This window comes from Bradyrhizobium sp. 27S5, from assembly GCF_037217225.1.
In the GTDB taxonomy this organism is placed as follows: domain Bacteria; phylum Pseudomonadota; class Alphaproteobacteria; order Rhizobiales; family Xanthobacteraceae; genus Bradyrhizobium; species Bradyrhizobium septentrionale.
In genome coordinates this window covers 5105992-5125797 of the sequence record NZ_CP147714.1, presented here as the reverse complement: position 1 = coordinate 5125797, position 19806 = coordinate 5105992, and the positions used below count along the sequence as shown (strand labels likewise).

Below are 19806 nucleotides of genomic sequence, written 5' to 3'. Positions count from 1 at the left end.
CTGGGAAAAGGACATTCTATCCATGGTCAAGATCGAAGACATTCAGAGCTACGGCAAAGAGCATATGGAGTCGGTTACCGCCTCCGCGAACAACCTGCAGAGCGGCGTCCAGGCCATTGCCACCGCCTATGGCGACTATGCCAAGAAGTCCTTTGAGGACACCAAGTCGTTCGTCGAGAAGCTGTCGGGCGTGAAGTCGCTGGACAAGGCGCTCGAGGCGCAGACCGAGTACCTGCGCTCGTCCTACGAGACCTTCGTCGCGGAATCGCAGAAGATCGCCGGCCTGTACAGCGACTGCGCCAAGCAGACCTTCAAGCCCTATGAGGGCCTGGTCTCCAAGTTCACGCCGGCTGCTCAGTAAGCCCCGCTGATCGAGACAAACGAAAAGCCCGGCCGTTGCGGCCGGGCTTTTTTGTTGTGCCTGAAGCGGGCGGCTACTTCGCCAGCCGCAGCTTGCTCAGCGCCGTTCCGATCGAGTTGAACGCCGACACGATCTGGGTCGAGCTGGTCAGCATGTAGAATTTGTCGGCGCTGCTCGCACAGTTCTGCAAGACGGTCGAGGTCGGATCGGCGGGCGTACCGGTGTTCACCTGGATCGTGTAGATGGTGTACATTGGCCGGCCACCGCTATCCGTCGCGGCCTTCAGATTCTGGCACATCAGCGCCTGCCTTGCGTCGATCGGATTGCCGGATGCCTGCGAGCTGCCGTCGCCGTAGTCGGGCCAGCGGTCCTCGGTGTTCAGACCATCGGACAAAAGGATGATGACCCGGTTGTAGGTCGTATTGGAATCTTCCGCCGGTGCGTTCAGCGGACCGCCCACCAGCAGTGACTGCCAGGCCCAGGCCAGTCCGACCGCCTGGTTGGTGCCGCCGGTCGGCTGCATCGCGTTGACCGCAGTCTTGAGGGAGGTCCAGTTGTAGCTTAGCGGGATGATCGGCTCGAGCGGCGTCGAAACGCTGGTGTTGCAGTAGTACGTGCTGTTCTCATAGTACTCGTTGGCCGGGAACAGCGTGGTCACGTCGGACGACGCCGGCAGCACGCCGGTCGCATCGTTCGGCTGGGTGCGGTCGGCGACGCAGCCCGTCCAGTTGCCGATCGGATTGGTGGACGCCTGCCGCCAATCGTTCTGCACGGTGGGTGTCTGGGTGGTCGCGGTCCATTTGTTGTTGGTCCATCCGACAACCGCGCTGACGCGGGGCTGGCCCGGATTGTCGGTCGTGTCGTTGGGGCCCGGCTGCGTCCAGTTGTGGGTATACAGATTGCCGGTGCACGACTTGACGCCGCCGCTGGTAGAGCAGCTACAGCCGCTCACGGCGTTGCCGGAGGAATCCGTCGGACAGGCGCAGGACGACGACCCGGTGCAGAACACGCCGGTGCCAGCCGCCGTGCTCACCCAGCAGCCGTTGTAGCGCGTGTGCGAGTTGGCATCGACGCTCGGGCAGATGTAGCCGGAATAGGTCCCGCTCGAGGGGATGTAGTTCGTGGTGGACGTGCTGGTCGGATTCCTCACGCAGCTGAAGCCGCCGCTGCTGGTGGTCCAGGGGCAGCGCGCACCCGGTCCGACCGCATGCCAGTTCATCGGCAGACTTGCCTGCATGGTGCCGTTGGCGGGCTGCGTGGTCGGCGGATTGAGCCAGTCGGTCCAGTCGATCCAGCTCTGGCCGGAATTGCCGGTGCCGACATTGACGACCTTGGCGAACGGAATGACGGAGATATAGACGTCGCCGTTGCTCTTGCTCAGCGCGCTGAGCTGGTCGATCAGTCCGCCGGTTCCGGCCACCGCGTTGCGCAGCGCGGTAATCTTGCCGTCCTGGGCCATCGATCCGGTGTTATCGAGGGCGAGCGCGACGCGCATCTTGACGTTGCCCCAGGTGGTGGTCGTCGAGCTGCTGAAATTCATGGTCGGGAAGCCGGCGAGCTGCATGAAGTCAGACTTGATGAAGCCGGATCCGTTCAGCAGGATGGTCGCCGCGGTGCTGGAGGTCGGGGTGGTGTAGGTGGCCGAGACCGCAATGCCCTGGCCGTCCTTGTTGGTATAAAGGCCAGTGAAATAGGTCTGTGCCTTGGCGGGAATCTGCGCCGCCGTGATGCTGCCCATGGTCAGATCCTTGGACAGCATCAGCGCGGTGGAATCGAGCGCAGCCTGCATCGAGGAGCGGGCGTTGTTGGCGCGGGTATAGTCGATCGCGGCGCCCACGAAGGCCATCAAGGGTATTACGGCCAGGGTGAAGATCACCGCGACATTGCCGTTAGTTGCCCTGGAAAACCGGCGGGCAGCCGAGCGGAAGCGATTGGAAATGGCTGAACCAAGCATGGCGCTCTCGTCAAAATGGATTGCTGGGCCATCTCTACGCGCGCGGCTAAACAGATGGTGAATCGGGCTGGGGAAACCCGGCATCCGGCCCTGCGGAAGGCTCAAAATCAGGGCAAAAGCGCTCGCTATCCTCAATGGCGTCTAAATTGGACGCCCGACTCCTTTGTCAAATCGGCCAGAAATGATTAACCTTCCAAGGGTTGCCGCGCCGGGAATCGGACCGGTGGGTCGCCGGGGTTCTGCGCTTGCGGCAGGGCGTCGCGAGGCCCATATTCGGGAGGTCGATCCGGCCGCCGGATCGAACCGGGAGCGGCAATCTGGAAAGCATTGCTGGGGGTTCCGCGATCAGTCTTGCGGCCATCGCGACAACCTTCCAATCGCCAACCGGTTTCCCCTGGGGAATTCGAACGCCTGAGCCATGTTGCGACTTACGTCTACAGCCCTGATCTCCGAGCCGGTTTCGTCCATGCCGGCGGTCGCCGCCGCGCATGCGCCGACAATGAGCAATGACGACAACCGCAACGGCGCGGGCACCGGCCCGTCGACCTCGGTCATCACCAAGGTCAAGCCGAAGACCAAGCGGCCGAACCTGTATCGTGTCCTGATCCTGAACGACGACTACACGCCGATGGAGTTCGTCGTTCATGTGCTGGAACGATTCTTCAACAAGGACGCCGAGGCGGCGACGAAGATCATGCTGCATGTTCACCATCACGGGATCGGTGAGTGCGGCGTGTTTACCTACGAGATCGCCGAGACCAAGGTGACGCAGGTCATGGACTTCGCGCGCAAGCATCAGCATCCACTGCAATGTGTGATGGAAAAGAAGTAGTTCGCTGGAACGATTGACCCGCCGCGGGCCGCGGAACGGGTCTTGCATCGCGTTTCATGACGCAGCCGCACGTCCCGTTTGATCACGGGCGTGGCCGCATGCGACGTTCCGGAGCCTGCAATTTAGAGGAAAACCATCGTGTCGGGGCCGGTCTTTCGCCACGATCCGTCGTAACTATATCAATGGCGATCACGAAGGTTGTTATTGCCTGACCCGGTAATGGCGATCATGATGGCCGGGGGCCATAGAGGACGCGAATGCCTACTTTTTCTCAAAGCCTTGAACAATCCTTGCATCGTGCATTGGCGATCGCGAACGAGCGTCACCATCAATACGCGACGCTCGAACATCTGCTGCTGTCGCTGATCGACGACTCGGATGCGGCGGCGGTGATGCGGGCCTGCAGCGTCGATCTCGACAAGCTCAGGACCAGCCTCGTCAATTATCTCGAGACCGAATTCGAGAACCTGGTGACCGACGGCGCCGACGACGCGAAGCCGACGGCCGGGTTCCAGCGCGTGATCCAGCGCGCGGTGATTCACGTCCAGTCGTCCGGTCGCGAGGAAGTGACCGGCGCCAATGTCCTGATCGCGATCTTCGCCGAGCGCGAGAGCCACGCTGCGTACTTCCTGCAGGAGCAGGACATGACGCGCTACGACGCCGTCAACTATATCAGCCACGGCATCGCCAAGCGGCCCGGCGTCTCCGAGGCGCGGCCGGTGCGCGGCGTCGACGAGGAAACCGAGACCAAGGGCAACGAGGACGCCAAGAAGAAGGGCGAGGCGCTCGATACCTATTGCGTCAACCTCAACAAGAAGGCGCGTGACGGCAAGATCGATCCGGTGATCGGCCGCAATGCCGAGATCAACCGTGCGATCCAGGTGCTGTGCCGCCGCCAGAAGAACAACCCGCTGTTCGTCGGCGAAGCCGGCGTCGGCAAGACCGCGATCGCCGAAGGCCTCGCCAAGCGCATCGTCGACAGCGATGTGCCGGAAGTGCTGGCGGCCGCGACCGTGTTCTCGCTCGACATGGGCACGCTGCTGGCCGGCACCCGCTACCGCGGCGATTTCGAGGAGCGGCTCAAGCAGGTCCTGAAGGAGCTGGAGGCGCACCCGAACGCCATCCTGTTCATCGACGAGATCCACACCGTGATCGGCGCCGGCGCCACCTCCGGCGGCGCGATGGACGCGTCCAACCTGCTGAAGCCGGCGCTGGCCTCGGGCACGATCCGCTGCATGGGCTCGACCACCTACAAGGAATACCGTCAGCACTTCGAGAAGGACCGCGCGCTGGTGCGGCGCTTCCAGAAGATCGACGTCAACGAGCCGACGGTGGAAGACGCGATCGCGATCCTCAAGGGCCTGAAGCCCTATTTCGAGGATTACCATCGGCTGAAATACACCAATGAGGCGATCGAGGCGGCCGTCCAGCTGTCCTCGCGCTACATCCACGACCGCAAGCTGCCCGACAAGGCGATCGACGTGATCGACGAGTCCGGTGCGGCGCAGATGCTGGTCGCCGAGAGCAAGCGCAAGAAGACGATCGGCATCAAGGAGATCGAGACCACGATCGCGACCATGGCGCGGATCCCGCCCAAGAGCGTGTCGAAGGACGATGCCGAGGTGCTGAAGCATCTCGAGCAGACGCTGAAGCGCACGGTGTTCGGCCAGGACAAGGCGATCGAGGCGCTGGCAGCGTCGATCAAGCTGTCGCGGGCCGGCCTGCGCGAGCCGGAAAAGCCGATCGGCTCGTATCTGTTCTCGGGCCCCACCGGCGTCGGCAAGACCGAGGTCGCAAAGCAGCTGGCAGCCTCGCTTGGCGTCGAGTTGTTGCGTTTCGACATGTCCGAATACATGGAGCGGCATACCGTGTCGCGCCTCATCGGCGCGCCTCCCGGCTATGTCGGCTTCGACCAGGGCGGCCTGCTCACCGACGGCGTGGACCAGCATCCGCATTGCGTGGTGCTGCTCGACGAAATCGAGAAGGCGCATCCGGATCTGTACAATGTGCTGCTGCAGATCATGGACCATGGCCGGCTCACCGACCACAACGGCAAGCAGGTCAACTTCCGCAACGTGATCCTGATCATGACCACGAATGCGGGCGCGGCCGACCTCGCGCGGCAGGCCTTCGGCTTCACCCGCTCGAAGCGGGAAGGCGACGACCACGAGGCGATCAACCGCCAGTTCGCGCCGGAGTTCCGCAACCGGCTGGATGCGATCGTCTCCTTCGCGCACCTCAATGCCGACGTCATCGGCATGGTGGTCGAGAAGTTCGTGCTGCAGCTCGAGGCGCAACTCGCCGACCGCGACGTCACGATCGAGCTGTCCGAGCCTGCCAAGGCCTGGCTGATCGAGCACGGCTATGACGAGCAGATGGGCGCGCGTCCGATGGCGCGCATCATCCAGGAGCACATCAAGAAGCCGCTCGCGGATGAGGTTCTGTTCGGCCAGCTCAAGGGCGGCGGGCATGTCCGCGTCGTCCTGGTCAAGGACGAGGCGACCGCCAAGGACAAGATCGGCTTCGAATATGTCGAGGGCCCGGTCACGCCGAAGCCGGAAAACCTGCCGCCGCGCAAGCGCAAGCCGCCGAAGGGCGGTCCCAACAACGGCGGCGGAGGCGGCACCAAGGGGCCGGCCTCGAAGGGTCCGATGGTCAAGGCCTGAGGCGCAGTGAGCAATCAAATGAAAAGGCCGGCTGAACAGCCGGCCTTTTTGTTTGGCGACGATTGGCGCATGACGCGATCAATCCGGATCGTGTGCCGCATCACTCGCCCTTCAAGCGCTGACCCTCATGAACCCGCACCTGTTCGGCGCCGCGGCTGCCGACCGATGACAGCCGCAGCGTGCTGAGCACGGCACCGACCAGCGCAAAGCCGACGCCGACCATCAGCGAGATCCTTGTGCCGTCGGTCGGAAACCGCGCCAGCAGCAACGCCACCAGGGCAGCACCGATGGTCTGTCCGAGCAGGCGCGCGGTGCCGAGCATGCCGCTGGCGCCGCCCGAGCGCTCGCGCGGGGCGGCGGCGATCATGGTGCGGTTGTTCGGGGTCTGGAACAGGCCGAAGCCGACACCGGCAAGCGCCATCCGCCAGATCACGTCGATCGGCGTCGCGTTGGCCGGCATGAATGCCAGCGTGCCCAATCCCAATGCGAACAACAGCAGGCCGATGCCGCCGAGCAGGCCGGCCGGATAGCGCTCGACCAGCCAGCCGGCGAGCGGGGCGGCGAAGGCGACCGCGATCGGCCACGGCGTGATCAACAGCCCGATCTGCACCGCGGAATATCCGAAATGGTTCTCGAGATAGAACGGCATCGCGACAAAGGCCAGCATCTGGCCGCAGAACGAGGCGATCGAGGTGCCGATCGACAGCGCGAAGATCGGAATCCGCAACAGGTCGACCGGCAGCAGCGGCGAGGGCAGATGCTGTTGCCGCCGGTACAGCAAATGCGAGGCAACCACGGCGACGGCGAACTCCAATGCGCAGAGATACAGCGCCTCGCCATGGCCGGCGCTATCGAGCGCGCTGATGCCAAACCCGAATGCGATGGCGCTCATCGCAGCGCTTTGCCAGTCGAAGGCGTGCACGGCGGGCATGGTGTGCGGCAGAAAGCGCCAGCCCAGTGCCAGCGTGATGATGCCGAGAGGGACGTTGATGGCGAACAGATAGGGCCAAGTCCCGATCGCCAGGATGAACGAGGCGATGGTCGGGCCGACCGCGGCCGAGATCGCGACGACCAGCGCGTTGACGCCGATGCCGCGGCCGAGCAGCGAATGCGGATAGATGAAGCGAACCAGCGCGGTGTTGACGCTGAGGATTCCGGCGGCGCCAAATCCCTGCAGGATGCGGGCGACGGTCAGCAGCGGCAGCGTGTGCGACAGTGCGCAGAACAGCGAGGCCAGCGCGAACAGCAACAGTCCCGCCAGATAGACCCGGCGATAGCCGATGATCTCGCCGAGCGAGGCCAGCGGCAGCAGTGAGATCGTGATCGCCAATTGGTAGCCGTTGACGATCCAGATCGAGAATGCGGGGCTGGCGTCGAGATCCCGGGCGATGGTCGGCAGCGCCACGTTGGCGATCGAGCCGTCGACGACGGCCATCACGAGGCCAAGTGCGATCGTGAGAATGGCCCAATTGCGCTGCGGCTGCGGCAGCCCGTCGGGATGCTCAATGATCGCGGACGACATGTCGTGAAGTTGCTTTCGGTTCCAGCATCGGCGCGCTTACCGGATGCTGGATTAGCCTGACCTTTGCAACCCCCGAAATGGCAGACGCCGGCCGCGATCGAAACGAGGCCGGCGAGCCGCGCGAGGACGCCTTAGTCCTGACCGAGCAACTCCTTGATGCGACGCTGCAGCTGCCGCTTCTTGATCTCGCTGCGGCGGACCCGCTCGTCGAGATCGCTGACCGGCGTGTCCGAGGTCATGATCCGGAACGCGAGGCCGACCTTGTTGGCCTGGCGCCAGATCAGGCGCGCCAGGAACGAGCGGCCCTTGCGCGCGATGCTTAAGTTCATCTCCTCGGGCAGGCGTGCGGCGTCGCCGAATTCGACGCAGGCTCCACTTTCGCTGATGTTGCGGACGACGCAATCCATCGTCGAGCCGCGCTCATTGATCTCCGCAACCGCACCGTAAAATACCTTGTCGCGTGGGCTCTGGCGCCGGTCCTGCATGGGAAATACTCCAAATGAACGGCAGGACTGTACCGGTCCGGACCTGCGAAAAGAAGGGCGCGGCGGGAACCGGTTGCAGTTAGCGTAAATTGTTAGCATCCGTGAGGGTGCGGATTCTCGGCTATTTTGCGCCGCAAACCGCCATCTGACGCTAATTCGGCAGCCGGCTGTGCCGCCAATCACGCGGCGACAGGCCGTAATGGTCGCGGAACACGCGGCCGAAATGCGAGAGATCGTTAAAGCCCCAGGCGAACGCTATCTCACCGATATGGCGATGCGCGTGCGCCGGGGAAGCGAGGTCGCGCTTGCAGCGCTCCAGCCGCTGCGCCAGCACGAAGCGCTGGAACGAGGTGTCCTCGTCGGCCAGCAGGCTGTTGACATAGCGCGGCGAGATGCCGAGCGCGGCCGCGGTCTCGGTGAGGCCGAGATCGGGGTTTTGCAGGTGCGCGAGCACATGCGCCTTCAGTCGGTACAGCAGCGCGGAGCGGTGGGTCGAGGCCTGTAGCGCCACGCCGCCGAGCCGTTCGCTTATCGCCATCGCGAGCAGGTCGGCGGCCTGATCGGCGAGGCGGATCGCGCTGTCCGGATCGAGCCTGTCGGCGACGTCGGAGAGGCCCGTGATGAACTGCCAGGCCAGCCGCTGCACCGGACGATCCGATGAGAACGTGGTCGCCGTGAGACCCTGCGTGCCGGCGAAGCGCCGGTGCAGCATCTCGCGCGGCACCTGGAAGATGGTTTGCGTGAAGTCGTCGTCGAAGCGCAATTCGTAGGGCCGCGTCGTGTCGTAGAACGCGAACTCGCCCGGCTGGATCACGGTCTCGCGGCCGTCCTGCAGCACGGCGCCACAGCCGCGCTGGCCGAGCGCGACGAGGACAAAGTCCTCGCTGGCGCGCGCGATACGCGACGGCGTGCGCAGCACGCGCTGCTGGCCTGACGAGACGACGGAGCATTTCGCCGCGCCGAGTTGCGCGCTGGTGATGGCGCCGTGGAAGGCGCTGCCGAGCTCGGACTTGCAGTCGAGCTGCACGAACACGTCGCAGACGATGTCCCGCCAGAGCGCGAGGCGCCGATGCGTGGGCGCGTTGTCCGTGGTGAACAGGGCCGGCATGATTTCCTCCCTTCACGAGTGCAAACGCTGGCCACTCCAACAAAGCAAGCTTCGTACCGGGCACGGCTGGGGAATCGCCTCCGCAGTCGAATTTTCCTTCCGTCCTGGTCGAACGGCGTTTCCGGTCCCGGGGCAGCATGATGTCAGAGGCTGATAGGGCCGATCAAGTACGAACCGGCCGGAGTGGCCGGCCGCGAGGAGGACATCATGGGTATCGAACATCCGAAATATCGCGTTGCGGTGGTGCAGGCAGCACCGGCCTGGCTCGACCTCGACGCCTCCGTTGCGAAGAGCATCGCGCTGATCGAGGAGGCCGCCGCCAAAGGCGCCAAACTGATCGCATTCCCGGAGGCCTTCATCCCCGGCTATCCCTGGTATATCTGGCTGGATTCGCCGGCCTGGGCGATCGGGCGCGGCTTTGTGCAGCGCTATTTCGACAATTCGCTGAGCTACGACAGCCCGCAGGCCGAGAAGCTGCGGCTCGCGGTGAAGAAGGCCGGCATGACAGCAGTGCTCGGCCTGTCCGAGCGCGACGGCGGCAGCCTCTATCTCGCACAATGGCTGATCGGACCCGACGGCGAGACCATCGCCAAGCGGCGCAAGCTGCGGCCGACCCATGCCGAGCGCACCGTCTATGGCGAGGGCGACGGCAGCGACCTTGCGGTGCATGACCGCCCCGGCATCGGCCGGCTCGGCGCGCTGTGCTGCTGGGAGCACCTGCAGCCGCTGTCGAAATACGCGATGTATGCCCAGAACGAGCAGGTCCACGTCGCGGCCTGGCCGAGCTTCTCGCTGTACGATCCGTTCGCGCCGGCGCTCGGCTGGGAGGTCAACAACGCGGCCTCGCGCGTCTATGCGGTCGAAGGCTCGTGCTTCGTGCTGGCGCCCTGCGCCACGGTCTCGCAGGCGATGATCGACGAGATGTGCGACCGCGAGGACAAGCACGGGCTGCTGCATGTCGGCGGTGGACACGCGGCGATCTACGGGCCGGACGGCAGCTCGATCGCCGAGAAACTGCCGCCCGATCAGGAAGGCCTGCTGCTCGCCGATATCGATCTCGGCGCGATCGGGATCGCCAAGAACGCCGCCGATCCGGCCGGGCATTATTCGCGGCCCGACGTCACGCGTCTCTTGCTGAACAAGAAGCCCTCGAAGCGGGTCGAGCATTTCGCGCTGCCGCTCGACAGTCTCGAGGAGATCGACGCGGCCGCGAGCTGAAGCATCGGGAAATCCAACCGGAGGCGACTGCCATGGAATCCGCGATTCCCACTCATCTGCAAGCAGAACGGTCGCGTCATCGTCGCGTGCCCGACGACTACGCGCCGCCCTATCCGTCGTTCGTCGCGCGCCACAAGCCCGCGGTCAAAAGCGTCATCATGGCCTATTTCGGCGTGCAGGTTCGCGGCGAGCCGACCGCAGCAGCGGCCGAGGCGCTGGCGCAAATCGCAAAGCGCTTTGCCGGGGAGAACGGCCCGACCCATTGGGATCGCGCGCAATATGTCGACCAGGCCGGCTTCACCAATGTCGTCTCGGTGGCCTATTGGGACGATGCCGGGCGTTTCGATGCCTGGTTCGACGGCGCGCGCGAGGCCTGGACCGGCAGCGCCGCGGCGGGTGGCGGCGTCGGCCGCTTCATCGAGGTGCTGCGGCCGCATGTTGCGCGCTACGAGACGCTGTTCTCGTCGCTCGGCTGCCCGGAGGGCGTCGCCGTTCTTGCCGATGGCATGAGCGGCGAGGTGCAGGAGCACGCCTATTGGGGCGGCATGCGCGACCGCATCCCGCTGTCCCAGACCGACGCGATGACGCCGGGCGGGGAGCCTTGCGTGATCCGCGAAGGCGCGCGGATTCGCGTGGTTGCGCATGACAATCTCTGCCTGATCCGCTCCGGGCAGGACTGGAGCGACACCGAGGCGTCGGAGCGCAAGATGTATCTCGACGATGTCGAGCCGGTGCTGCGCGAAGGCATGGATTTCCTGCGCGACGAGGGCGTGCCGATCGGCTGCTACGCCAACCGCTATATGCGCGTCGTCGACGCCGAGGGAAGGCCGACCGAAAAATCCTACGGCCAGAGCTGGTGGAAGAGTCTGGCGGCGCTGGAGCGCTGGGCGGAATCGCATCCGACCCATGTCAGGATTTTTGGCGCGGCGATGAAGTATCTGTCGACCTTGGGACCGAACGCAAAGCTCAGGCTGTATCACGAGGTCACCGTCGCCGCCGCCGACGAGCAGTTCTTCGAATATCTCGGTTGCCACGAACGGACCGGCATGCTGGGCGCGGTGCAGGTCGCGGCGGCGCCGTCCGCCTGACGCCGCAGATGCTCGGATAGAGCGAGCGCAGGCCACATCGGAACTGCGTTCCCTCTCCCGCTTGCGGGGGAGGGCTGGGGTGGGGGTATCACCGCGGGTACAGACCGGATAGATACCCGACAGTTTAGACCGGCATGATTGCCGACAGGTTTCTAGAAGCATCGGCGGGAGGGCCCGACGATGCCGTTCAGAGAGACCAGTCGGATGGAAGAGCGTATCCGGATGCTTATGGAGTACGAGAGCGGGAACTGGAGCGTGTCGGAGTTGTGCCGCCGTCACGGTATCTGCCGCGACACGTTTTACGCATGGCGCCAGCGGAAGCAGAGCGGCGATCCGGAGTGGTTCAGGGACCGTTCGCACGCGCCGCAGCAATGCCGACAAACGACCGATGCGGCGATTGCAGAGAAGGTGATCGCGGCTCGGCAGCGCTTTCCCTATCTGGGACCGCGCAAGCTGCTCGCCCTGCTTGACCGCCAGGCGCCGGAGATCGATTGGCCGGCGGCGTCGACGATTGGGAGCATTCTCAAGCGCGCGGGGCTGATCTCGCCGGTGAAGCGCCGCCGCCGTCCGCTCGACCAGCGGCGTCCCTGCACGCCGGTGCAGGAGCCGAACGACGAGTGGAGCGTGGACTTCAAGGGTTGGTTCCGCACCCGCGACCAGTGCCGGATTGATCCGTTGACGGTGGCTGACAGCCACAGTCGCTTCCTGATCGAACTGCAGATCGTCGCACCGACGACCGAGGGCGTCCGCCCCCGCTTCGAGAGGGCTTTCCGCGAGCATGGCCTGCCGCGGGCAATCCGCTGCGACAATGGTTCGCCGTTCGGCTCGCGCGGCGCCGGCGGTCTCACCACATTGTCGGTCTGGTGGCTGAAGCTCGGCATTACGCCGCACTTCATCCGTCCGGCCTCGCCGCAGGAGAACGGTCGCCATGAGCGCATGCATCGCACCTTGAAGGCGCAAACATCGAGCCCACCGGCAGATAATGCGTCCGAGCAACAGGCCCGCTTTGACGCCTTCCGAGAGCATTACAATAAGGAACGTCCTCACGAAGCGCTGGGCCAACGGCCGCCGGAGGACGCCTATCGAGCATCTCAACGCACCATGCCGGATCGCGAGCAAGACCCCTGGTATGACGCCGATCACCAGGCCCGCCGTGTTCGCGGCAATGGGGAGATTAAATGGAAAGGCAAGTTCGTCTTTATCGGTCAGGCGCTGGTGAACTCGATACCGGTGACCACGTCGTCCGCTTCTGCGACCTCGACGTCGGTCTCATCGACCGCCGCGGCCTGTTCACCCGGTTCGCTCCGCCTCGTGAGGGGCTGCGCGAACCGGGCGAACAGACCGCTTAACCCAAACTGTCGGGGATCATGCCGGTCCAAAATGTCGGGAATCATGCCGGTTGAACACGCCAGTCGTATCGTGGAGAGAGCCCCCACCCGGATCGCATCTAGCGATGCGATCCGACCTCCCCCGCAAGCGGGAGAGGTGCAGCGAGTCTGCCGCAGCACCGATCCGAGCTGACATCGCCGTGGTTAGGGCCGCAGGCGGCCGCCATGCGCGGTGATGGCCTGCGCCAGCTCTGTGGCCGGGCCGCGCTTGGTCCGGCGCGCGGTGCGGACCACGAACTCGACGCTGCCAAGCGGCGGCAGGCCTGACGCCGGTATCGCTTCCAATCCGTCGGGGATCAGGCCCTGCGCCTGCGGCGTGATGCCGAGGCCGGCCAGCGCCGCGGCGCGAAGGCCGCTGAGGCTGCCGCTGGAGCAGACGATGCGCCAGGGCCGTCCGAACCGCTCCATTGCCTCCAGCACCACGCTGCGGCTGACGCTCGGCGGCGCGTAGAGGATCAGCGGCAAAGGCTGGTCGGGATCGAGCCGCATGCCGGGCGCGGCGGTCCACACCAGGCGGTCCTGCCACACCAGCTGCCCCGCTGCGTCGCCGGGCCGCCGCTTGCCGAGCACGAGATCGAGCTCGCCGGCGTCAAGCTGCTGGTACAGCACGGCGCTCAAGCCCACCGTCAGTTCGAGATCGACCTTCGGGTGGCGGCGGACGAAGTCGCGCAGCAGATCGGGCAGCCGCGAGCTGGCAAAATCCTCCGCGGCGCCGAACCGGACCTTGCCGCGCACCTGCGACCCCGCAAAGTAGTCGCTGGCGCGCGCATTGGCCTCGAGGATCGGGCGCGCGAAGCCGGTCATCGCCTCGCCGTCGGCAGTCAGCACGACCGAATGGGTGTCGCGCACGAACAGGCGCCGGCCGGCGGCGGCCTCGAGCTTGCGGATGTGCTGGCTCACCGTCGATTGCTTCAGGCCGAGGCGGCGGCCGGCCTCGGTGAAGTTCTGCGTCCGCACCACCGTGAGGAAGGTTTCGAGCTGGGTCGGGTCGAGCATGGCCGCGGTCCGTCATGACGTAACGTAATGACAATAACATCGGTAAGCGCAGTTCACAATCTCCCCGCGCAGGCGCACCTTCCAGTAAAGGAAAGGAAGCCGCCATGACCATCGCCCGCCTGAGCTCATTCGTGCCCGTCGACCCCTACATCACCGCCATCGTCGGCATGGTCGGCCTCGCCACGCTGCTGCCGCTGCACGGGCAGGGCACCGTGATCGGCGGCTATGCCACTGATGCTGCAATCGCGCTGCTGTTCTTCCTGCACGGCGCCCGCCTGTCGACGTCGGAGGCGCTGGTCGGCGCCCGGCACTGGCGCCTGCACCTCGTGATCTTCCTCTCGACCTTCGCGCTGTTCCCGCTGCTCGGGCTCGCGGCGCATGCGCTGGCGCCGCACCTGTTGACGCCGGCGCTGTGGGCCGGCGTGATCCTGATTTGCATCCTGCCGTCGACCGTGCAGTCGTCGGTTGCCTTCACCTCGATCGCACATGGCAACGTGTCGGCGGCGCTGTGCTCGGCGACCGCCTCCAATCTGCTCGGCATCGTCGCGACGCCGCTCTTGGCGGGCGTGCTGCTCTCGAGCCATGGCGGGTTCTCCGGCAATGCCGCGCTCGACATCGTCGTGCAGCTGCTGCTGCCGTTCGTGGCGGGGCAATTGTCGCGGCCGCTGATCGGCCGCTGGGTCGCGCGGCACCATGCGATGCTCGGCCTGGTCGACCGCGGCTCGATCCTCTTGATCGTCTACACCGCGTTCAGCGACGGCGTCAGCCACGGCATCTGGCACCAGGTCAATGCGACCCAGATGGCCATCGTGCTCGGCCTCGATGCGCTGCTGCTCGCAACCGTGCTGCTGATCACCCATTTCGGCAGCCAGCTGCTCGGCTTCTCCCGCGCCGACCGGATCGCCATCATGTTCTGCGGCTCGAAGAAGAGCCTCGCGAGCGGGCTGCCGATGGCGAGCGTGCTGTTGGCCGGCCAGTCGGTCGGGCTGATCGTGCTGCCGCTGATGCTGTTCCACCAGATCCAGCTGATGACCTGCGCGGCGCTCGCGCGCCGTTATGCGGGCAGCGACGACACGGCCTCACACGATGCGGTGCCGGTGCTGGTGAAGGCGCAGTAAGAGAGGCCTCTCGCCTGTCGTCCCCCGGCTTGACCGGGGGACCCAGTACGCCGCGGCTTCTCCATCACCGACTGGTGCCTCTGGAATACTGGATCGCCCGGTCGAGCCGGGCGATGACACTGTCGGTTTGGAAAAGTCTTCCACGCTCGGCCTTACGCTACGCGACGCGCAGGCCTTTCGCGATCTCCTTCTGCGCGTCGAACTCGCGGCGCAGCCGCGCCAGCTCCTCGGCGCTCAGCGCGTCGGCGTTGCTGTAGTCGCGCTTCCAGGACGCGTCCTCGCTCCAGCGCAGCGGCGATTGCACGGTGGTCTGCGGACCGGGGGCCTGCTCCAGCACGCGCAGCGCGAGCTCCAGCGTGAACGCCTGCGAGGCCTCGTCATGCGGCTTGCCGGCGGAGTTGCCGAGCGGGAAATCCGAGAACAGGAAGCGCGGCACCGCGGCGTGCTCGACGATATCCTTGGCGCAGCCCATCACGACGGTGGGAATGCCATTCGCCTCGAGGTGCCGCGCGACCAGACTGACGGTCTGGTGGCAGACCGGGCAGTTCGGCACCAGCACCGCGGCGTCGACCTTGTCGTCACGGCAGCGCTTGAGGATTTCGGGCGCGTCGGTCTCGATGGTGACGCGATGGCTGCGGTTGGTCGGGGCGCCGAAGAAGCGCGGGGCGACTTCGCCGATCTTGCCGGCCGCAGCGAGGTGCTTGAGCTGCGCCAGCGGGAACCAGGTGCCGCTGTCGGTCGCCGTGGTGTGCGTGCGGTCATAGGCGATGTGCGAAATCCTCAAATCCTGTGGCTGCGACGTGTCGCCGTCATAGACCGAATAGAATTTGGCCCCGCCATTGTATTTCGCGCCGGGACCTTGGTCGCCCCTGATGGGATCGAACGGTGCCGCTGTCGTGATGATGGCGACGCGGGACTGGCTCAGCGGTTTGTTCAGGGGCTGGAACGGGGCGGAGGTGTAATGCGCCCAGCGGTAGGGGGTGGTGTAGCCGATCGCCGCATAATAATCGCGGGTTCGCTTCATGTAGCCGATCGGGGCGTCGTCGTCGGGGGCAAAGCCTGCTTGATCGTCGGAGGCTGCGGCCATTTTGCGCTCCCTTTTGCGCGCCATCATTTCAGTCCATAGCTAGACCACGAGCCTGCGGTGTCAAGCCGCGTTGCGCGGGAACAGATTTGCGATGCGAACGGGTCTTTGCGCCGCATTGGTCATGCTTCTGACGCTGCTGCCGCCGGTCGGCGCCGGCGCGGAGGACGCGCCTGCCGCAGCCCCGGCGACGCCGCCAGGCCCCGAACAGCCCGCATCGCCGCCGGCGGACAAGCCGGCCACACCTGCCGAGACTCCCGCGGCTGCGCCAGCGGAGCAGCCTGCGACGCCTCCGGGGACGCAGGCCGACAAACCTGCGGCGCCTCCCGGGGACACGCCTGCGGCGGCGAGCGACAAGCCCGCAGATGACGCGCGCGAGAGCGACACCCGCGAGGCGATGTGCCTGATGATCGAGTCGGCGGCGCGCGCGAATGATTTGCCGCTCGAATTCTTCGCCCGCGTGATCTGGCAGGAGAGCCGCTTCCAGGCCGATGCGGTCGGGCCCATGACCCGCAACGGCCAGCGCGCGCAGGGCATCGCGCAGTTCATGCCGGGCACCGCCAACGAGCGCGGGCTGCTCGATCCGCTCGATCCGGTGCAGGCGCTGCCGAAGTCGGCCGAATTCCTCAGCGAGCTGCGCAACCAGTTCGGCAATCTCGGCCTCGCGGCGGCCGCCTACAATGCCGGCCCGCGTCGCGTGCAGGACTGGCTCGCCGGCTCCGGCTACATGCCGCAGGAGACGCGCAATTACGTCTCCGCGATCACCGGCTCCAGCGTCGACGACTGGGCTGCCGCCGGCCGCAGCGGCAAGATGCCGGCGCGTGCGCCGACCACGAGCTGCCGCCAGCTGATGGCGCTGTTGAAGCGCGCGCCCAATCCGTTCGTGACCGGGCTCGAGCAGCACGTCACGCTGTCGGCAGCCAAGCTGTGGGGCGTGCAGCTCGCCGCCGGCTTCAGCCGCGACAAGGCACTCGCGATGTATGCCCGCGCCATCAAGCGGCTGTCGAGCGTGATCGGCGATCAGGATCCGAGCCTCTTGAGCTCGCGGCTGCGCACCCGCGGCAGCGCGACCTTCTACCAGGTGCGGATCGGCGCCGACACGCGCCCCGAGGCCGACGGCCTCTGCAGCCGCATCCGCAAGGCGGGCGGCGCGTGCTTCGTGCTGAAGAACAGGGCGTGATGTCTAAATCCCGTAGATGGGGTAACGGGCCGGCCGCCCGCTCGCTACGGCGCGATTTGGAAGCGCGCTCGCGAGCGGCCTGTTGGTTGGAAGGCGGTCGTCCCTCAAACTGATGGTGTCAATAAACGGAGTCGGGCAAGCCCGCTCCAAGCATCATTAAGGGACGACCATGTACCACTATGCAGGAATCGACGTGTCTTTGGAATGCTCGAGCGTCTGCCTTGTCGATGGGACAGGTAAGATTTTGCGCGAGGCGAGGGTTGCGAGTGAGCCGGAGGCCTTGATCACCTGGTTGCGGTCGCTGGGGTTGGTGCTGGAACGGATCGGGCTGGAGGCTGGTCCGCTGTCGCAATGGCTCTACGCAGCGATGCGGGATGCGGGCCTGGCAGTCGAACTGTTGGAGACGCGGCACGTCCGCGATGCCTTCAAGGCGATGCCGGTGAAGTCGGACCGCAACGATGCCCGCGGGATCGCGCAACTGATGCGGCTGGGCTGGTTCCGGCCGGTGCACTGCAAGTCGATCGAAGCGCAGGAGACGCGGGCGGTTCTGACGGCACGCAAGCTGCTGCAGTCCAAGCTGCGCGACATCGAGAACAGCCTGCGCGGCGTGCTCCGCGGCTTCGGTCTGAAGGTCGGCACGACCACCGAGCGCACGTTCGCCGAACGCATCCGGGAGCTCGTAGCGGGCCATCCCGGACTTGAGATCGTGGCACAGGCGCTGCTCGAAGCCCACGCCGTGCTGCGGCGCGAGTTCAATGGCCTGGATAAGCACACCCAAAAGCTCGCCAGGTCGCACCCTCAAGCCCGCCTCCTGATGACGACACCGTCCGTCGGCCCGATCGTGGCGCTTACCTACGCCGCGGCGGTCGACGACCCGAAGCGCTTCCGGTCCTCGAAGGCGACGGGAGCGCATTTTGGCCTCACCCCGAAGAAGTACCAATCGGGCGAAACCGACTATACCGGCCGCATCAGCAAGATCGGCGATGCCTCCGTGCGCGAGGCGCTCTATCAGGCGGCTCACGTCATGCTGACCAAGCCGGTCAGGAACTGCTCGGCGCTGAAAGGCTGGGCGATGCGGATCGCCCGGCGCGCAGGCCTGCGCAAGGCCAAGGTGGCGCTCGCACGCAAGCTCGCCGTCGTTCTGCATCGCATGCTCGCCGACGCCAAACCGTTCAACCCGATGGCCAAGGCCTCGGCAACCTAAGCAAGGAGCAGCAATCGGTTCTGGGCGGGCCACGACACCAGGCTCTCCCTGAGCGAGGTCCCTGCGCCGGGACGATGGATCCGGTCAGGCCGCCATCCGGGAAGTGGCTCACAACCACGCTTCCGTAGATTGGCCGGCCGGCTCCTCAATGCACCCCATCAGGCGACGGCCTTCGCGCCGATCCCGTACAGAAGCAAGTGCCCGGCGAGTGGATCACGCAAAAAGGGATTGACTTACAAAGGCCCGTTACAGAAGCCCGGATGAAGCGAAGCGAAATCCGGACATCTCGAATTGCGCTTCGCACCATCGTCATTCCGGGGCACGCGAAGCGTGAACCCGGAATCTCGAGATTCCGGGTTCGATGCTGGCGCATCGCCCCGGAATGACGGACAGAGGTTATCCGGGCTGCTGCATAGCAGCGCTGTGCCGTCGCTTGCTTGACCCTACGTTCACAGCGCCCTAAGCCGCCGCTATTGCAAAACCATCCGGTTCACCGTGGCGCTTCCTCCGCTCGATTCTCCGCAATGGCAGACCTCGTTCCGCGCTTTCCTGTGGGGCGCGCGGTCGATCGGCGCGACGGTGCTGACGCTGGTGCTGTTTGCGACCTATCTCGGCATCGGCGCGCTGGCGCATGATTCCGGCTTCTCGCTGGGCTGGACCCTGGCGAGCACGGCGTTCGTCTGGGCTGGGCCCGCGCAGATCATCGTGATCACGACGCTCGGCTCCGGCGCCACCGTGCTGCAGTCGGCGATCGCGGTCACCGTCAGCGCGATCAGGCTGTTCCCGATGGTGGTGTCCGTGTTGCCGATGATGCGCACCGAGGACACCAAGCGGCGGCATCTGATCCTGGTGGCGCATCTGACGGCGGTGACACTGTGGGTCGAATGCTTCCGCTTCCTGCCGCAGGTGCCGCGTATCAGGCGGATCGCCTTCATCCACGGGCTCGGCTGCGGGCTGGTCACCGTCTGCCTGATCGCCAACACGATCGGCTACACGCTCGCGGCCAACCTCACGCCGCTGCTGGCTGCCGGCATGCTGATGCTGACGCCGCTGGCGTTCCTGTTCTCGACTGCGCGCAATTGCCGCGAGCTCGCCGATGTCATCGCGCTGGTGCTCGGGCTGTTGTTGTTCCCTCTGGCGGCGATGCTGAACAGCGGCGTCGACATCCTGGTCAGCGGCGTCATCGCGGGAACTATTGCGTATGGTGTGCACCGGGCGAGGGCAGGCGGCGTGAGGGCTCGCGCATGAGCAGCTTCATCGGCGACTGGCACGCGCTGGCGATCCTGTTCGTTGCCGGCGTCATCCCCAACCAGATCTGGCGCATGCTCGGCCTGTGGTTCGGCGGCGGCATCGACGAGAATTCCGAGCTGCTGGTCTGGGTGAGGGCAGTGGCCACCGCGATCCTCGCCGGGATCATCGCGCAGATTGTGGTGCAGCCGCCGGGCGCGCTCGCCAGCGTGCCGGACTGGCTGCGCTACGGCGCCGTCGCCGCAGGCTTCGTGGTGTTCATGCTCACACGGAAATCGATCTTCGCCGGCGTGATCGCGGGCGAAATCGTGATGCTGGCAGGCAAATACTGGCTCGGCTGATTGCGGCGAGCGC

At 65.6% G+C, this 19806-nt stretch carries 17 protein-coding genes; 11 read left to right on the top strand and 6 right to left on the bottom strand.

Annotation, left to right across the window (positions count from 1 at the left end):
• Window positions 1-22: 22 nt before the first annotated feature.
• Entirely contained in the window at window positions 23-361 is a 339-nt protein-coding gene (locus WDM24_RS24055) for a phasin family protein (protein ID WP_029083285.1), read from the top strand.
• A gap of 73 nt (window positions 362-434) precedes the next feature.
• Here WDM24_RS24055 and WDM24_RS24050 read toward each other — a convergent pair whose 3' ends face one another.
• Window positions 435-2315, bottom strand: a complete 1881-nt coding sequence (locus tag WDM24_RS24050; protein WP_338827266.1) for a pilus assembly protein — start codon at window positions 2313-2315, stop codon at window positions 435-437.
• Between the two features lie 499 nt (window positions 2316-2814).
• Here WDM24_RS24050 and clpS point away from each other — a divergent pair, with 499 nt between their 5' ends.
• Complete coding sequence (clpS, locus tag WDM24_RS24045) at window positions 2815-3147, top strand: ATP-dependent Clp protease adapter ClpS (RefSeq protein WP_029083287.1); 333 nt, start codon at window positions 2815-2817, stop codon at window positions 3145-3147.
• 257 nt (window positions 3148-3404) lie between these two features.
• Window positions 3405-5813 carry an ATP-dependent Clp protease ATP-binding subunit ClpA gene (gene clpA, locus WDM24_RS24040; RefSeq protein ID WP_166296963.1) on the top strand — a complete coding sequence of 803 codons (2409 nt, stop codon included), beginning with the start codon at window positions 3405-3407 and terminating at the stop codon, window positions 5811-5813.
• 100 nt (window positions 5814-5913) lie between these two features.
• Here clpA and WDM24_RS24035 read toward each other — a convergent pair whose 3' ends face one another.
• From WDM24_RS24035 to WDM24_RS24025, 3 genes are all read right to left on the bottom strand, one after another.
• Window positions 5914-7335: an MFS transporter gene (locus WDM24_RS24035; protein WP_166296961.1), complete on the bottom strand. Its 1422-nt coding sequence runs from the start codon at window positions 7333-7335 to the stop codon at window positions 5914-5916.
• A 131-nt stretch (window positions 7336-7466) separates the two neighbouring features.
• On the bottom strand, window positions 7467-7820 hold the full coding sequence (locus WDM24_RS24030; RefSeq protein ID WP_166296959.1) for a PilZ domain-containing protein: 354 nt from the start codon (window positions 7818-7820) through the stop codon (window positions 7467-7469).
• 151 nt (window positions 7821-7971) lie between these two features.
• Complete coding sequence (locus WDM24_RS24025) at window positions 7972-8928, bottom strand: helix-turn-helix domain-containing protein (protein WP_338827265.1); 957 nt, start codon at window positions 8926-8928, stop codon at window positions 7972-7974.
• Between the two features lie 207 nt (window positions 8929-9135).
• Between WDM24_RS24025 and WDM24_RS24020 the strand changes: the two genes are divergently transcribed.
• The 3 genes from WDM24_RS24020 to WDM24_RS24010 all read left to right on the top strand — a co-directional run bounded on the left by WDM24_RS24020 (window position 9136) and on the right by WDM24_RS24010 (window position 12755).
• Window positions 9136-10146 (top strand): carbon-nitrogen hydrolase family protein, encoded by a 1011-nt coding sequence (locus WDM24_RS24020; RefSeq protein WP_166306941.1) that lies wholly within the window; start codon window positions 9136-9138, stop codon window positions 10144-10146.
• Window positions 10147-10178: 32 nt separating this feature from the next.
• Window positions 10179-11234: a phenylacetaldoxime dehydratase family protein gene (locus WDM24_RS24015; RefSeq protein ID WP_338827264.1), complete on the top strand. Its 1056-nt coding sequence runs from the start codon at window positions 10179-10181 to the stop codon at window positions 11232-11234.
• Between the two features lie 204 nt (window positions 11235-11438).
• Entirely contained in the window at window positions 11439-12755 is a 1317-nt protein-coding gene (locus WDM24_RS24010) for an integrase core domain-containing protein (protein ID WP_338827263.1), read from the top strand.
• Between the two features lie 11 nt (window positions 12756-12766).
• On the opposite strand, the gene WDM24_RS24005 is transcribed toward WDM24_RS24010, so the two are convergent.
• Window positions 12767-13618: a LysR substrate-binding domain-containing protein gene (locus tag WDM24_RS24005; protein ID WP_338827262.1), complete on the bottom strand. Its 852-nt coding sequence runs from the start codon at window positions 13616-13618 to the stop codon at window positions 12767-12769.
• Window positions 13619-13722: 104 nt separating this feature from the next.
• Between WDM24_RS24005 and WDM24_RS24000 the strand changes: the two genes are divergently transcribed.
• On the top strand, window positions 13723-14736 hold the full coding sequence (locus tag WDM24_RS24000) for a bile acid:sodium symporter family protein (protein ID WP_338827261.1): 1014 nt from the start codon (window positions 13723-13725) through the stop codon (window positions 14734-14736).
• A 157-nt stretch (window positions 14737-14893) separates the two neighbouring features.
• On the opposite strand, the gene WDM24_RS23995 is transcribed toward WDM24_RS24000, so the two are convergent.
• Window positions 14894-15823 carry a glycine/sarcosine/betaine reductase selenoprotein B family protein gene (locus WDM24_RS23995; RefSeq protein ID WP_338689431.1) on the bottom strand — a complete coding sequence of 310 codons (930 nt, stop codon included), beginning with the start codon at window positions 15821-15823 and terminating at the stop codon, window positions 14894-14896.
• 121 nt (window positions 15824-15944) lie between these two features.
• Between WDM24_RS23995 and WDM24_RS23990 the strand changes: the two genes are divergently transcribed.
• The 4 genes from WDM24_RS23990 to WDM24_RS23975 all read left to right on the top strand — a co-directional run bounded on the left by WDM24_RS23990 (window position 15945) and on the right by WDM24_RS23975 (window position 19793).
• The gene (locus WDM24_RS23990) at window positions 15945-17000 is read left to right on the top strand and encodes a transglycosylase SLT domain-containing protein (protein WP_166306938.1); all 1056 of its coding nucleotides are present in this window, start codon (window positions 15945-15947) and stop codon (window positions 16998-17000) included.
• A 169-nt stretch (window positions 17001-17169) separates the two neighbouring features.
• Entirely contained in the window at window positions 17170-18204 is a 1035-nt protein-coding gene (locus WDM24_RS23985; RefSeq protein ID WP_338826979.1) for an IS110 family transposase, read from the top strand.
• Window positions 18205-18699: 495 nt separating this feature from the next.
• On the top strand, window positions 18700-19452 hold the full coding sequence (locus tag WDM24_RS23980; RefSeq protein WP_338827259.1) for an AzlC family ABC transporter permease: 753 nt from the start codon (window positions 18700-18702) through the stop codon (window positions 19450-19452).
• Window positions 19449-19793, top strand: coding sequence for an AzlD domain-containing protein (locus WDM24_RS23975; protein WP_166296947.1), 345 nt, complete (start codon window positions 19449-19451; stop codon window positions 19791-19793). The genes WDM24_RS23980 and WDM24_RS23975 overlap by 4 nt, the downstream gene beginning before the upstream one ends.
• Window positions 19794-19806: the final 13 nt, after the last annotated feature.